General features: G+C 64.3%; 12 protein-coding genes and 3 pseudogenes. 7 read left to right on the forward strand and 8 right to left on the reverse strand.

Translation table 11 applies throughout. The features are described 5' to 3' along the window. Positions 1 to 35: 35 nt before the first annotated feature. The 3 genes and pseudogenes from USDA257_RS29780 to USDA257_RS29790 form a co-directional block, all read right to left on the reverse strand. A complete protein-coding gene (locus tag USDA257_RS29780) occupies positions 36 to 1,994 on the reverse strand; it encodes an adenylate/guanylate cyclase domain-containing protein (RefSeq protein ID WP_014766704.1) in 1,959 nt (652 codons plus the stop codon). Between the two features lie 94 nt (positions 1,995 to 2,088). Further along, a pseudogene (locus USDA257_RS29785) lies at positions 2,089 to 3,119 on the reverse strand (hydroxyacid dehydrogenase). Positions 3,120 to 3,220: 101 nt separating this feature from the next. Next, on the reverse strand, positions 3,221 to 3,550 hold the full coding sequence (locus USDA257_RS29790) for a hypothetical protein (RefSeq protein WP_014766706.1): 330 nt from the start codon (positions 3,548 to 3,550) through the stop codon (positions 3,221 to 3,223). Positions 3,551 to 3,762: 212 nt separating this feature from the next. Here USDA257_RS29790 and USDA257_RS29795 point away from each other — a divergent pair, with 212 nt between their 5' ends. Further along, positions 3,763 to 4,389 (forward strand): ribonuclease D, encoded by a 627-nt coding sequence (locus USDA257_RS29795; protein ID WP_014766707.1) that lies wholly within the window; start codon positions 3,763 to 3,765, stop codon positions 4,387 to 4,389. 9 nt (positions 4,390 to 4,398) lie between these two features. Here the strand turns inward: USDA257_RS29795 and USDA257_RS29800 are convergent, their stop codons facing one another. Together USDA257_RS29800 and USDA257_RS29805 are read right to left on the reverse strand one after the other, a co-directional pair. Next, complete coding sequence (locus USDA257_RS29800) at positions 4,399 to 4,746, reverse strand: YqaA family protein (protein WP_014766708.1); 348 nt, start codon at positions 4,744 to 4,746, stop codon at positions 4,399 to 4,401. An 85-nt stretch (positions 4,747 to 4,831) separates the two neighbouring features. Next, positions 4,832 to 5,113, reverse strand: a complete 282-nt coding sequence (locus tag USDA257_RS29805) for a SelT/SelW/SelH family protein (protein ID WP_014766709.1) — start codon at positions 5,111 to 5,113, stop codon at positions 4,832 to 4,834. Positions 5,114 to 5,299: 186 nt separating this feature from the next. Between USDA257_RS29805 and USDA257_RS29810 the strand changes: the two genes are divergently transcribed. The 3 genes and pseudogenes from USDA257_RS29810 to USDA257_RS38875 form a co-directional block, all read left to right on the forward strand. After that, entirely contained in the window at positions 5,300 to 5,755 is a 456-nt protein-coding gene (locus USDA257_RS29810) for a DoxX family protein (protein ID WP_014766710.1), read from the forward strand. A gap of 120 nt (positions 5,756 to 5,875) precedes the next feature. Next, positions 5,876 to 6,367, forward strand: coding sequence for a GFA family protein (locus USDA257_RS29815; RefSeq protein ID WP_014766711.1), 492 nt, complete (start codon positions 5,876 to 5,878; stop codon positions 6,365 to 6,367). Between the two features lie 380 nt (positions 6,368 to 6,747). Continuing rightward, positions 6,748 to 6,909, forward strand: a pseudogene (locus USDA257_RS38875) (DapH/DapD/GlmU-related protein); the annotation flags it as partial. 70 nt (positions 6,910 to 6,979) lie between these two features. Here the strand turns inward: USDA257_RS38875 and lepA are convergent. Together lepA and USDA257_RS29830 are read right to left on the reverse strand one after the other, a co-directional pair. Then, a complete protein-coding gene (gene lepA / locus USDA257_RS29825) occupies positions 6,980 to 8,815 on the reverse strand; it encodes a translation elongation factor 4 (RefSeq protein ID WP_014766713.1) in 1,836 nt (611 codons plus the stop codon). Between the two features lie 61 nt (positions 8,816 to 8,876). Continuing rightward, positions 8,877 to 10,118 carry an MFS transporter gene (locus USDA257_RS29830; RefSeq protein ID WP_014766714.1) on the reverse strand — a complete coding sequence of 414 codons (1,242 nt, stop codon included), beginning with the start codon at positions 10,116 to 10,118 and terminating at the stop codon, positions 8,877 to 8,879. A gap of 143 nt (positions 10,119 to 10,261) precedes the next feature. Here USDA257_RS29830 and USDA257_RS29835 point away from each other — a divergent pair, with 143 nt between their 5' ends. From USDA257_RS29835 to USDA257_RS29845, 3 genes are all read left to right on the forward strand, one after another. Continuing rightward, complete coding sequence (locus USDA257_RS29835) at positions 10,262 to 10,840, forward strand: helix-turn-helix domain-containing protein (protein ID WP_041414849.1); 579 nt, start codon at positions 10,262 to 10,264, stop codon at positions 10,838 to 10,840. Positions 10,841 to 10,842: 2 nt separating this feature from the next. After that, complete coding sequence (locus tag USDA257_RS29840) at positions 10,843 to 11,370, forward strand: GNAT family N-acetyltransferase (protein WP_014766716.1); 528 nt, start codon at positions 10,843 to 10,845, stop codon at positions 11,368 to 11,370. Between the two features lie 127 nt (positions 11,371 to 11,497). Continuing rightward, entirely contained in the window at positions 11,498 to 12,523 is a 1,026-nt protein-coding gene (locus tag USDA257_RS29845; RefSeq protein ID WP_014766717.1) for a histone deacetylase family protein, read from the forward strand. Between the two features lie 16 nt (positions 12,524 to 12,539). On the opposite strand, the pseudogene USDA257_RS29850 reads toward USDA257_RS29845, so the two are convergent. Next, a pseudogene (locus USDA257_RS29850) lies at positions 12,540 to 13,177 on the reverse strand (exopolysaccharide biosynthesis protein). Positions 13,178 to 13,205: the final 28 nt, after the last annotated feature.

Below are 13,205 nucleotides of genomic sequence, written 5' to 3' on the forward strand. Positions count from 1 at the left end.
TCTGGACGTGTGATCGGCGCGGGCCGAGCTCGCCTCTATGCCGCCGTGCCCGTCTGCTCGCCAGCCTGCTGTTCGGCGATCGCGGCGGCCGCCAGCACTTCGTAGATTTCCAAGGCGCTGGCTCTTCCTTTCGCCTGGGCGGAGCCGAGCGGACGGAAGGCGATAGCGTCGCTGCATTGCGCCACCACGGCGCCGCTCGCCAGAATCGTGGTGCCGTAGTCCTTGTTCATGCCCTCGAGCCGCGAGGCGACGTTCACCGTGTCGCCCATGGCGGTGTATTGCAGGCGTTCCCTCGCGCCGACGCTGCCGACCACCGCGGTGCCGGTATGGATGCCGAACCGGGTGCGAAATTCCGGCAGGCCTCTCTCCTTCTGTTGCGCATTGAAGGTGCCAAGGCGTTCCTCGACGGCGAGCGCGCAGCGACAGGCGTGTTCGGCGTGGTGCGCGTCGGACACCGGTGCGTTCCACATGGCGAAGACAGAGTCGCCGTGGAACTGGATGATGGTGCCCTCATGGGCGGCGACCACCTCGCTGAAGATGTCGAAATATTCCGACAGCATCGCGACCACCGCCTCCGGCGAGTGGTGCTCGCTGATGGTGGTGAAGTCGTAGATATCGGAAAACAGCGCCGTCACCTCCTGGCGCCAGCCGGCGCGGCCGGTGAACTGACCGGATTCGATGCCCTTGCGCACCAGTTCACGCGGCACATAGAGCGCGAAGGTGAAGATGGCATCGCGCGCCTTGTTCATCGCACTGTTGAGGGTCGAGATTTCCGTGACATTCGAGGGCACGTCGATCGGCGTGGTGAAATCGAGCTCCTGCAGCCGGTTGGCGCTGGCGGTGAGTTGGTTGAGCGACTTTGTGATGAGATGCGCGAGCACCAGCGAGAACAGGACGGCCAGCACGACCACCGAACCCGAGATTGCCAGGCTCTGGACAAGCGCATCGTTGGCGGCCGCCATCAACTCGTCGAGCGGCGCGGCGACGACCACCCGGTGCCCCGCCAGCAGCTGCGCCGATCCGAGCGGCGCCACCATGACCAGATAGGTGCGGCCGCCGACATCGACAAAGCTCGCCTTGCCTGGTGCTGGCGGGTTGCGCCGAGTGCTTTCGATGAGCGGATCGGGCTCGGGCACCGCAACCGGCGCGGTGTTATCCTTCGTGGCGAGGATGCGGTTCATCGCCGTCGGGTCGGAATGGATGATGGGCCTCCCGACGGCGTCGAGCACGAGAGACACCGAGTCGCCCGTCAGCCGTTCGCGGGACAGGAAGTCGGTGATCGTGTCGAGCACCACGTCGGCACCGATGACGATCCGCGGGTTGCCGCGATGGGCCTGCGAAATCGTCATGCCGAGCCTGCCGGTCGTCGCCGTCTCGTAAGGGCCGGTCGCCACCGGCGCCTTGCCGTTGACGGCGGCGCGGTACCACGGGCGCATTCGCGGATCATAGCCGGTCGGGGCCACGCGGCGTTCGGAGAACTGCAGGCCGCTTGCATCGAGGAAAAGGACCCGGTCGACGGGCTTTCCCTGGTCGCCTCGCTCGATCGAACGCACCGCGAGTGTCGCCCCTCGTGGCGCGTCGAGCGCCATTCGCCAGGCTGCCGAGCGAAGATCGACCACATGGAAGAAGGCGCCTCCCGGATAGCCGACATAGACGCCATCGATATGGGGCGAGCGGATGATACCTTCGCGCAGCATGGCCACCTTGTCGCTCATCCGCTGCGGCGGCGGCAGCAGAAAGGCATTGGCGACGGACGCGACGAGGCTGACGAGGGCCGATGTATCTCCGGAAAGCGCGCCGAGCCGATCGACGAGACGGTCGACGAAAGCCCCCATATGGGCTTCGGCATTCTGGATCGCCGCGTTGCGGGCGCGGCGGTAATCCAGCCCCACGAGGGTGCCGGAAACGACAACGAGGACAGCGATCATGACGAGGCTCAGCAGCGACCGCAGCGTCCAGGTCTCGGGACGCTTTTTCTTCTCTGAGCCGCGCATGTTTCCCTGCCCCTATGCGGATTGGCTATATTGATCTTGCCGCTATCGTGCTGCCTTGCATAGGGCCGTTTATTGCCGCGTCAGCAGGCCGGCGTCAATTGACGCTGACCGGCCGCGACCGCATCCGCGCCACTGTCTCCCGTTCCGCCCGCTTGCAGCGCATTGGCGGCAGGTCGCGGTCCATCAGTTCCATGTCCTCGAGCACCATCTCGCCCATCTTCTTGAAGGCCGAATCGAGCGCGCCGGCGCGGTGCGCCGACCGCAGGAAGCCGGCAAGCCGCCCACCGGATGGCCGAGCGGCAGCGGTTCCTCGGGGAAGACGTCGCTCGCTGCCACGATCCGGCCGGCTTCGACCGCAGCGATCAGCGCATCGAAATCGACGACGCCGGCGCGGCTGAGCAGGATGAGGGCCGCTCCGGGGCGCATTTTCGCCAAGGCCTCGGCACCGAGAAAACCTTCGTTCTCGCTGGTGACTGCGGCGACGACAAAGACGAAATCGCTGCTCGAAAGCACCGTCTCGAGCGATGCCGGCTCCACCCCCGCGTCGCGCAGAATGGAACCGGGCAGCCACGGATCGTAGACGCGTATCCTGGCGCGAAAGCCGGAAAGCACCCGGTTCAGCGCCTTCCCCAGATCGCCGAAGCCGACGATGCCGACTTCCGAGCCGGAGAGAAGCCGCGCTGTCTGGTTGCCTTCGCCGCCCCAGAGCTCGCGTCCCTCGCGGAAGGCGAGATCGGCATCGACGATGCCGCGGGCGAGATTGAGCGCCATGGCAAGCCCCAGCTCGGCCACCGGCTCGGCGAAGACCTGGCCGGTCGTCACCACATGGATGCCGCGGTGGAAAAGCACCTCGTAGGGCATGTTGTTGAGGAGATTGCTTTCGACATTGAGAATGGCGCGCAGCCGCGGCATGCGCTCGAGCGTCCGCTCATCCAGCGGCGGCTGGCCGATGATGTAGCGGACCTCGGCAAGCGTTGCGTCGTCAAGCCCGGCGATGTTCTCCGGGTCGGCTTCGACGACGCGATACCGCCCGTGGAGTGCGTCCAGCGCTTCCCGACTGAAGATCAGCTCGAGCGTGCGCGGCGCCGGCGAGCTGATGACGAGCGGTCGGCTCGTTTCAGGCATCGTCTTTCCTCCATTCCTCGTCGGCAAAATTCAGCCGCGGCGTTCTCGAACCTTATCGCGGAAAGCGGCCGCTTCGAACAGAGTTCCGCGGCCTAGCCTCCTCAATAGTTCAGGCCCCGCTTCTGCCGTTCGAGCGATGGCGGCAGCCGCCCGCTCTGGAAGACCGGACCGTCGCCCTTGCGGCATCGGTAGATGGTGTCGTAGCGGGGCCGGCCATGGGAAGACTCGAAGGGCGAATAGCGGTCGATGAAGACCTGCTCGCAGACCGTGCTCTCGCCATCTTGCAGCGGGTTGAGCGGCCGCACGCCGGGAAGGTCTCGAAAGCTCTGCGCGAAGTTGAGGCGCGCCTCGTCCGCCAGGCCGGTGTTGGCGGAGAGGCTCAGCATCAGGGCGGCCAAGGTAAGCGACAGCGCGGAACGGAACGAAGTCATGCCGGTGAACTTTCGGGAGGACGGCGGCGAGACGCCGACGCGGTGACACGGTATCGCGGCCGACAAACTTGCGCTATAGGCCAGCTACACTCTACAGCGCCGCGCGTGTTAGACGCGCTAGGGCCGCCGTAGCAGTTTGAATCGCTGCATGATTTTGTCCTTGAATCGATTCCGATTAAAGAAATCATGCAACAACGATCTGGGGATTCTCGATGGCGAATACAATACGGTTCCACGAAGGTGACATTTCCGCGGCCGACGCGACCCGCTATAGCGGCGCGATCGCCATCGACACGGAAACGCTCGGCCTCGTTCCCCGCCGCGACCGTCTCTGCGTCGTGCAGCTTTCGCCGGGCGACGGTACCGCCGACGTGATCCGTATCGCCGCCGGCCAGAAAGAGGCGCCGAACCTCGTGGCGATGCTTGCCGACCCAGCGCGTCAGAAGATTTTTCATTACGGCCGCTTCGACATCGCGGTGCTGTTCCACACCTTTGGTGTGACCTCTACGCCTGTTTTCTGCACCAAGATCGCCTCGCGGCTGACCCGCACCTACACGGACCGCCACGGCCTCAAGGACAACCTCAAGGAACTGCTCGACGTCGATATTTCGAAGCAGCAGCAGTCCTCCGATTGGGCCGCCGATATCCTCTCGCCGGCGCAGCTCGAATATGCCGCCTCGGACGTGCTTCACCTGCATGCGCTGCGCGACAAGCTGACGGCACGGCTGCTGCGCGACGGCCGCATGGAACACGCCGACGCCTGCTTCGCCTTCCTGCCGACGCGCGCCAAGCTCGACCTGCTCGGCTGGGAGGAGACGGATATTTTCGCCCATAGCTGAGGCTCTGAGTCAGGAGGGCGTCAGCCACAGCAGCGCGGCATAGCGCGCCGCCTTCCCGATGGTCACATAGGCGAGGAACACGGCGAGCGGCGTCCGGAGCAGTCCAGCGGCAAGCGTCAGCGGATCGCCGACGATCGGTAGCCAGGAGAAAAGCAGCACCGGCTGGCCGTAGCGCCCGAAGAGCGCCTCGGCTTTTTGCCGCGCCTGCGGCGAGACCGGAAACCAGCGCCGGTTTTCGAATCGGATTGCGAAGCGGCCGAGTGCGAAATTGACGAGGGCGCCGAGCACATTGCCGCCGGTCGCGGCAAAAAACAGCGCGGTCCGGCTCGTTTCGGCCGAAAGGGCCGCGGCCACCACTGCCGCCTCCGACAGGCCGAAAAGCAGGGTCGCGGAAAGAAAGGCTGCGGCAAAGACGCTGGCTAGGACACTGAAATGCAGGGCTTCAAGTCCTGTCGACGTGGCCGAGATCGCGCTCCGGCTCGATCACATCACGAATTCGCTGCTTCAATTCCTTCGGACCCGGAAAGCCGCCATCGCGCTTGCGTTCCCAGACGAGCTCGCCATCGACGCGGATCTCGAAATTGCCGCCGGTGCCGGGGATGAGCGCCACTTCGCCAAGCGTGTCGGCGAAGGTCGACAGCAGCTCCTGCGCCATCCAGCCGGCGCGCAGCAGCCAGTTGCACTGGGTGCAGTAGAGGATCGTGACGCGCGGCTTGTCACTCATTTCAAAATGTCCTGTTTGCTCGTCCGGCGAAGATAGCTTCGCGAACGGCCCGGAGCAACCGGCCCATCACCGGCTTTCACACAAATGTCAACTTGAACAATCATGTTTTTATCGCCAGGTCCTTGTTTTCGAAGGGATGTGCGGCGAGAGACTTTTGCATTGCGAACACACTGCGAGAGGGATTCCATGACCGACACCACCGCAACCAACAGCCGCCCGCGCCCGATCCTGCCGGCGCTTGAAAAGATCTACCTGCCGCTCGACACCTTCGCCGAAACGCTGCTGCGCGTCCTGGCCGGTGCGCTGCTCGTCACTCATGGCTACGGCAAGATCCTCGACCCCTTCGGCGCCGTCGGCATGGTGGAGGGGCTCGGCTTCTATCCGGGCGTCTTCTGGTCGCCGCTGCTTTCCGCCACCGAATTCTTCGGCGGCATCTTCATCGCCATCGGCTTCCTGACCCGGCCCGCGGCCCTTGCCGCCACCATCGTTCTGCTCGTCACAGTCTATTTCCACGGTATCGTCCAGGGTCAGGGCCTCGGCGGCGCCGAAAAGTCGATCCTCTGGGCGGCGATCACCTTCTTCTTCGCCATCCGCGGTGCCAACGGCCAGTCGGTCGACGCCAAAGTCGGCAAGCAGTTCTGAACTGCGTCGAGACGCGGCCGGAGTGGTCCGGCCGCGTCTTCGGTATCGCCTCTTCTCCTCGGCAGCCCTTGAACGGCGGCGTCAGCCGTGGTCATCTCGGGTTACTGAGGAGGTGATCGCATGAGTGAAGCGATCGAAGGCGGCTGCTTCTGCGGTCGCGTCCGCTATCGGCTGAGGCGGCCGCCGATGTTCGTGCATTGCTGCCATTGCCGCGATTGCCAGCGGCAGGTTGGCAGCGCCTTCGTGATCAACGGCATCGTCGAGGCGGAAAATGTCGTACTCTTGCGGGGAGAGCCCGCAATAGTGTCGCTTTCAACCGACAGCGGCCGGCCGCACGACGTCTATCGCTGCGCCGATTGCCAGTCGGCGCTCTGGAGCGATTATGGCCGGCGCAAGTGGCTCTCCTTCCTGCGTCTCGCGACGCTCGACCGGCCGTCGGCATTTGCGCCGGACGTCCATATCTACACGCGCTCGAAACTCGGCTGGGTGCCGCTGATGGCGGGGGCGAGGGTCTTCGACGCCTACTACGACGTTCAGGCGGAATGGCCGGAGGAGAGTCTGGCGCGATTGAATGAGGCCCGCGCCAAGGGGAAGGGGCAGGCGCGGTCGTGATGAAAAGCGAGCGCGAAAAGATGGCGGCGGGCGAATGGTACCGTTGCCTCGATTTGGAACTCCATGCGATGCGCGAACGCGCCCGCAATGCCGTCCACCAGCACAACACGATGGCACCGGACGAGCGCGGCCGGATGGCCCCGGCGCTGGAGGCGCTCTTCGCGGCCGCCGCTCAGGACGTCTTCATCGAAGCGCCGTTCCATTGCTCCTACGGCGTCAATATCACGCTCGGCGCCGGCGTCTTCCTCAACGCCGGCTGCACTATACTCGACAGTGCCCCGGTCGTCATCGGCGGTGGGTCGATACTGGGCCCGGGCGTCCAAATCTACTGCGCCGAGCACCACAAGGATGTCGCGCTACGCCGCGCCGGCCTCGAGATCGCCCGGCCCGTGACGATCGGCAAGGACGTCTGGATCGGCGGCGGGGCGATCATTTTGGCCGATGTTGCGATCGGCGATGGCGCAATTGTCGGCGCCGGCGCCGTGGTGACGCGGGATGTGGCTCCAGGCGCAACGGTGGTGGGGAATCCAGCGCGGGTGATTGTGGGGCCTTAGCGGGCTGCTGCCCGCGTTTTCCCGCGAGAACGTTCCAACTGCACCGATTCCGTGTCAATCACTCGTCGCCCATCTTCAGCGCGGCGATAAACGCCTCCTGCGGGATCTCCACCTTGCCGAACTGGCGCATGCGCTTCTTGCCGGCCTTCTGCTTTTCCAGAAGCTTGCGTTTGCGGGTGGCGTCGCCGCCGTAACACTTGGCGGTCACGTCCTTGCGCAGTGCCGAGATGGTTTCGCGCGCGATCACATTGCCCCCGATGGCGGCCTGGATCGGGATCTTGAACATATGCTTCGGGATCAGCTCTTTCAGCTTCTCGCACATTTCGCGGCCGCGCTTTTCCGCCGCCATGCGGTGCACCATCATCGACAGCGCGTCTACCGGCTCGCCGTTGACGAGGATAGACATCTTCACAAGGTTGCCTTCCCGGTGGTCGGTGATCTGGTAGTCGAAGGAGGCGTAGCCCTTGGAAATCGACTTCAGCCGGTCATAGAAATCGAAAACAACTTCGTTGAGCGGCAGGTCGTAGGTCAGCATTGCTCGGCTGCCGACATAGGTGAGTTCGACTTGGATGCCGCGCCGATCCTGACAGAGCTTCAGGATGCCGCCGAGATAATCATCGGGCGTTAGGATCGTCGCGCGAATCCACGGTTCGTGGATTTCAGCGATCTTGACGACATCCGGCATGTCGGCGGGGTTGTGAAGCTCACGCTCTGAGCCATCGTTCATGAACAGCTTGTAGACGACCGATGGCGCGGTCGCGATCAGATCAAGATCGAATTCGCGCTCCAGCCGCTCCTGGATGATTTCAAGGTGCAGAAGGCCGAGGAAGCCGCAGCGGAAGCCAAAGCCGAGCGCGGCGGAGGATTCCATTTCGAACGAGAAAGACGCATCGTTAAGGCGCAACTTGCCCATCGCGGAGCGCAGGTCCTCGAAGTCGGCGGCGTCGACGGGAAATAGACCGCAGAAAACGACGGGCTGGGCCGGCTTGAAACCCGGCAGTGCCTTGGCCGTCGGCCGCTTGTCTTCGGTGATTGTATCGCCGACGCGGGTATCGGCCACTTCCTTGATCGAGGCGGTGATGAAGCCGATCTCGCCGGGGCCGAGCGAATCCATCGCAACCATCTTCGGCGTCAGCACGCCGACGCGCTCCACCTGGTATTTCGCATCCGTTCCCATCATGCGGATGGTCATGCCCTTTTTCAGGGTTCCGTCGATGACGCGCACCAGAACCATGACCCCGAGGTAGGCGTCGTACCAGCTGTCGACGAGCAGCGCCTTCAACGGAGCGGCGTCGCCGCCGAGGCTCTTCGGCGCCGGCAGCTTGTGGACGATCGCTTCGAGCACGTCCGGAATGCCGAGGCCGGTCTTCGCTGAGATCAGCACGGCGTCGGAGGCGTCGATGCCGATCACCTCCTCGATCTGCTCCTTGATCCGCTCGGGCTCGGCCGCCGGGAGGTCGATCTTGTTGAGCACGGTGACGAGCTCGTGGTTGTTGTCGATCGCCTGATAGACATTGGCGAGAGTCTGGGCTTCGACGCCCTGGCTGGCGTCGACGACGAGCAGCGAGCCCTCGCAGGCCGACAGCGAGCGCGAAACCTCGTAGGCGAAGTCGACGTGGCCGGGCGTGTCGATCAGGTTCAGCACATAGGTGTCGCCGTCATTGGCCTTGTAGTGCAGCCGCACGGTCTGGGCCTTGATGGTGATGCCGCGCTCGCGCTCAATGTCCATGCTGTCCAGCACCTGCTCGGACATCTCGCGTTCGGCAAGACCGCCGGTCGACTGGATCAGCCGATCGGCCAGCGTCGATTTGCCGTGGTCGATATGGGCCACGATCGAGAAGTTGCGGATATGCGACAGGGGCGTCTTGGAAGATGGTGTGCTCATGGGCCGCATATAGCAGTGCGATCAGGCGGCGCAAAGCGGGAAATGAAGGCTTCGTTCACTATAAATCCGGCTATTCCGAAGGCGCTTCGGCCTCGGCGAGCGCCCCCGCATTCGGCACCTGCGCGCTTCTGAGTTCGAAGGTCTCGCATTGCTGCGGCGGCACGCGTTCACGCAGCCGCAGGCGGACCAGCACGAAGGCCGCATAGAGGACCGCCACCGTCATCGTCGCGTAGATAAACAGCTGCGGCCCAAAGGCGGGCGTCAGCAGGGTCACCAGCATCGGCACCAGCGTCGCCGCCGCCGACCAGGCGACGAGCATGGTGCTGGCGAGCGGCACGAAATCGGCCGGATCAGTGCGATCGTTGGCATGCGCATTGGCAATCGAGTAGACCGTTTCGACGGCGCCGGCGAAGAGCGCGAAGGCGAGCAACAGCAGGGGAAGGCTATCGACGGAGACGACGAGCGCCGCGAAGCCCGCCGCCACGATCAGGGCGCAGGTGGCGATCAGCACGATGCGCCGGTCGATGCGGTCGGAAAGCGCGCCCATCGGATATTGGATGACCAGCAATCCGAACTGCATGATGAACATCAGCGTCGCCACGTCCTTCTGGGTCATCGCGTTGGCGGCGGCATAGATCGGCGTGAACCCCTGCACCAGCATCGAGAGTCCGCCGGAGGCAAGCACGCCGATAAAGGCGACCGGGGAGTTGCGCCAGGCCATGGCGATGTCGATGCTGACCTTGCCGGGTGCGGGCGGCGTCGGCAGGCGCGTCAGCCCGATTGGCAGGATGGCGAGCGCCGTGAAGAAGATCGTCACGATCGGCGCGAAATTGCCTTCGACCGGGATGCGCCCAAACAGCCAGGCGCCGGCCCCAAGCCCGATCACATAGGCCATGTAGAAGAGCGCCATGGCCTTGCCGCGCCAATGGTTGTCGCTCGCGTGGTTCAGCCAGCTCTGGGTGATGATGAAATTCGTGTTTGCGGCCGCTCCATAGAGTGCGCGCGCGAAGATCCAGAGAATGGGATGGACTCCGAGGCTGATCAGCACGGCCGCGAGAATGACCAGTGCCATTGAGCAGGAGAAGGCCCGCGCATGTCCGACGCGGCGGATCAGCGGGCCCGCCAGCACGCAGCCGATCAGGCCGCCGAAGGCGATTGCCGTGACCGCAGCGCCTGGAACCCAGTCCGGTGCCGCGGAGCGCGTCAGCACGAAGGGGACGTAGGCGAGCATCATGCCGTTGCCGATCGCGACAGCCGTCATCGACGTGACGATGCTGGCAATCGACAGAAGCGACGAACGGTCCCTTTCCATATGCCGGTCCTCCGCCGCTTTCCTCAAGGCAAACTAGCGCGGCGTCGCCCGTCGCATTGTCGCCGGAGCGGCATTCGAGAAATTTATTTTTGTGGCATGGTGAGTGGCTTGACTCCACTATATGAGAAATGCAATCTCAAATAATGGAACAGGCGATCACCTCCCTTGAACAGACGATCGGCGAACGTGTACGTGAGCTGCGCACGATTCAGGCTCTCACGCTCGACGAACTGGCGACGCGCTCCGGGGTTAGCCGCGCCATGATCTCGCGCATCGAGCGCGGCGAGGCAAGCCCGACGGCGCAGTTGCTGGCAAGACTCTGCAGCGCGCTCGGTACGACGCTCTCGGCGCTTTTTGCCTCAACCGCGGCGAACGTCTCCCCGGTGGCACGCCGGGCGGAGCAGCGGCTCTGGCGCGATCCGGAAAGCGGCTATCTGCGCCGATCAGTATCGCCGGAGGGTCTCGGCTCGCCGGTCGATATCGTCGAGGTCGAGTTTCCGCCGGGCGCCCGCGTCGTCTTCGAGCGCCAGCCCGGCGACCGCGGCATCACCCAGCATCTCTGGCTTTTCTCCGGCCGGCTGGAACTGACAATGGAGAGCGGGCCGCAGGTGCTCGAGGCCGGCGACTGCCTGTTCATGGGGCTCGAAGAGGCCCACATCTTCCACAATCCCTATGACGACCCGGCGCATTACGCCGTCATCCTCTGCCGCACCAAGGTTTGATCATGAGCGATATCCGCATCCGCGTGCTTACCGAAAAAGAAACCCGGGTCGCGCTGCCGGCGCTTGCGGAGGTCCTCGCCGACTGCGTCGAAGGCGGCGCCTCGGTCGGCTTCATGCAGCCCTTCGGACCGCAAGACGCCGTGCCGTTCTGGGAGGGAATCGCTGCTGCCGTCGGCCGTGCGGAGACCGTGCTCATCGTCGCCGAGGTCGATGGACGGGCGGTCGGGACGGTGCAGCTCGGTGTGTCGACGATGCCGAACCAGCCGCATCGCGCCGATATCAAGAAGCTACTGGTGCACCGGGACGCGCGCGGCCTGGGTCTCGCCCGCCGGCTGATGGAAAAGGCAGAAGCCGAGGCGCGGAAGCGTGGTCGGAGAGTTCTGGTGCTCGACACCGCGACCGGCGAGCCGGCAGAGGCGATCTACGAGCGCTTCGGCTGGCTGCGCGCCGGCGTCGTTCCCGACTACGCGCTGATGCCAGACGGACGCTATTGCGCGACCACTTTCCTCTACAAGCATCTATCGGCTTAGTGGAAGAATGGCTTGCCTCTCATCCCGCTGTCAGCGGGATGAGAGGCAGTCGCCAGCCGCAATTCCGCTTCACCGAATCGTGAAGTAGAGTGACTCCCCAAGACCACCGTGAATCAGGACAACCACAATGCGCGTCTACTACTCCGAAGACCATAAGCTCAGAGACGCCAAGACCGAACTCCATGGCGGCGAGCTCGTGCCGCCCTTCGAGGCGCCGTTCCGGGCCGAGTGGATCCTTGCAGCGGTCAAGGAAGCAGGCTTCGCCGACATCGTCGCGCCCGAACGGCATGGTATGGAGACGGCGCTGAAGCTGCATTCGGCCGATTATCTCGCATTCATCGAGACCGCCTGGCAGCGCTGGGTGGCCGACGGCTATCGTGGCGAGGCGATCCCCGCCTGCTTTCCGGCCCGCCGCATGCGCCAGCATCCCCCGAAGGATATCGACGGGGCGCTCGGCTACTATGCCTTCGCCGCCGAGACGGCGATCACCGAGGGCACCTTTGCCGCCGCGCGCGCCGCAATGGATTGCGCCATTTCGGCGGCCGATCGTGTCGCTGCCGGCAACCGCGCCGCCTTCGCGCTCTGCCGGCCGCCCGGCCATCATGCGGCGATCGATCTCTTCGGCGGCTACTCCTTCATCAACAACGCCGCCTGCGCCGCCCAGCGCCTGCGCGACCGCGGCGCCACAAAAGTCGCCGTCCTCGACGTCGATTTCCATCACGGCAACGGCACGCAGGATATTTTCTACGAGCGCGGTGACGTTTTCTTCGCCTCGCTGCACGGTGATCCCGTCGATGCGTTTCCGCATTTCCTCGGTTTTGCCGACGAGGAGGGGTCAGGAGAGGGGCTCGGTTCGACGAAGAACTATCCGCTGCCGCGCGGCACCACCTTCGAGACATGGGTAGCGGCGATGGACGACGCCCTCGCACGCATCGCCGGTTTCGGCGCGGAAGCCCTCGTCCTGTCGCTCGGGGTCGATACGTTCGAGCGCGATCCGATCAGCTTCTTCAAGCTGAAATCGGAGGATTTTTTGCGCATGGGCGAACGCTTACGAATGACGGGCCTGTCCGTCGTCGTCTGCATGGAAGGCGGCTATGGTGTGCCGGAGATCGGCCTCAACGTCGCGAATGTGCTGAAGGGGATCGCCGGCTGACCGCCCGGAAGCCGGCTCACGAAACGAAGAACTGAGACAGACCCTGGCCGGCGGCGAAGGCGAGATAGGCGAGCACGGCGAAATAGATTGCGGTCGCGACGAGAAAGAGATAGCCGCCGGTCACCATCAGTCCGTCGCGCTGGATGATACCGAGTGACAAGAGCAGGATGGCGATGCCCGGCAGCGTGTTCGACAGCGGGATCAGCCCGAGCGGAAACAACAGGAGTACGCCGCCGGCCATGATCATCAGGCCGTTGAAGCGGTTCATCACGGCGCCGTCAGTCAAAAAAGCAACCTTGGGCGCACATAGCGGTCGAGTTTCGCGACGAGCGCCGCCCCCTTCTTCAAGGTCGGCACGAGTTTTTCGGTTTCGATCTGCCGGTCGAGAATGCGCCGCGGCAGCCAGGGCAGGCGGTTGAGGGTGATCGCCAGCGAGATGAGAATTATCGCCGCGCCGAACACGGTGCTGACGCCGGGGATCGACACCGGGATCAGGAACGGCAGCGTCAGCAGCGCGCAGAGAAGCAGGAAACCGTGCTCGCCGATCTCGATCATCAGCTCGCGCAGCGTGATCGTATTGCCTCGGATCGAAGCGATCATGCCGGTCAGCGTATCGCTGAGACTGCGCTGCGTGTCGTCGAACTCGATCGCCATATATCGTTCCTCTCGCTTGGATCCCGCC

The sequence above is a fragment of the Sinorhizobium fredii USDA 257 genome (genome assembly GCF_000265205.3).
Lineage (GTDB): Bacteria > Pseudomonadota > Alphaproteobacteria > Rhizobiales > Rhizobiaceae > Sinorhizobium > Sinorhizobium fredii_B.

What these genes read in the sequence shown, in the direction of transcription:
- USDA257_RS29845 (WP_014766717.1), top strand. Translation starts at nt 11,498, where the DNA reads ATGCGCGTCTACTACTCCGAAGACCATAAGCTCAGAGACGCCAAGACC.
- USDA257_RS29790 (WP_014766706.1), bottom strand. Translation starts at nt 3,550, where the DNA reads ATGACTTCGTTCCGTTCCGCGCTGTCGCTTACCTTGGCCGCCCTGATG.
- USDA257_RS29815 (WP_014766711.1), top strand. Translation starts at nt 5,876, where the DNA reads ATGAGTGAAGCGATCGAAGGCGGCTGCTTCTGCGGTCGCGTCCGCTAT.
- USDA257_RS29805 (WP_014766709.1), bottom strand. Translation starts at nt 5,113, where the DNA reads ATGAGTGACAAGCCGCGCGTCACGATCCTCTACTGCACCCAGTGCAAC.
- USDA257_RS29830 (WP_014766714.1), bottom strand. Translation starts at nt 10,118, where the DNA reads ATGGAAAGGGACCGTTCGTCGCTTCTGTCGATTGCCAGCATCGTCACG.
- USDA257_RS29835 (WP_041414849.1), top strand. Translation starts at nt 10,262, where the DNA reads ATGGAACAGGCGATCACCTCCCTTGAACAGACGATCGGCGAACGTGTA.
- USDA257_RS29810 (WP_014766710.1), top strand. Translation starts at nt 5,300, where the DNA reads ATGACCGACACCACCGCAACCAACAGCCGCCCGCGCCCGATCCTGCCG.
- USDA257_RS29795 (WP_014766707.1), top strand. Translation starts at nt 3,763, where the DNA reads ATGGCGAATACAATACGGTTCCACGAAGGTGACATTTCCGCGGCCGAC.
- lepA (WP_014766713.1), bottom strand. Translation starts at nt 8,815, where the DNA reads ATGCGGCCCATGAGCACACCATCTTCCAAGACGCCCCTGTCGCATATC.
- USDA257_RS29840 (WP_014766716.1), top strand. Translation starts at nt 10,843, where the DNA reads ATGAGCGATATCCGCATCCGCGTGCTTACCGAAAAAGAAACCCGGGTC.
- USDA257_RS29780 (WP_014766704.1), bottom strand. Translation starts at nt 1,994, where the DNA reads ATGCGCGGCTCAGAGAAGAAAAAGCGTCCCGAGACCTGGACGCTGCGG.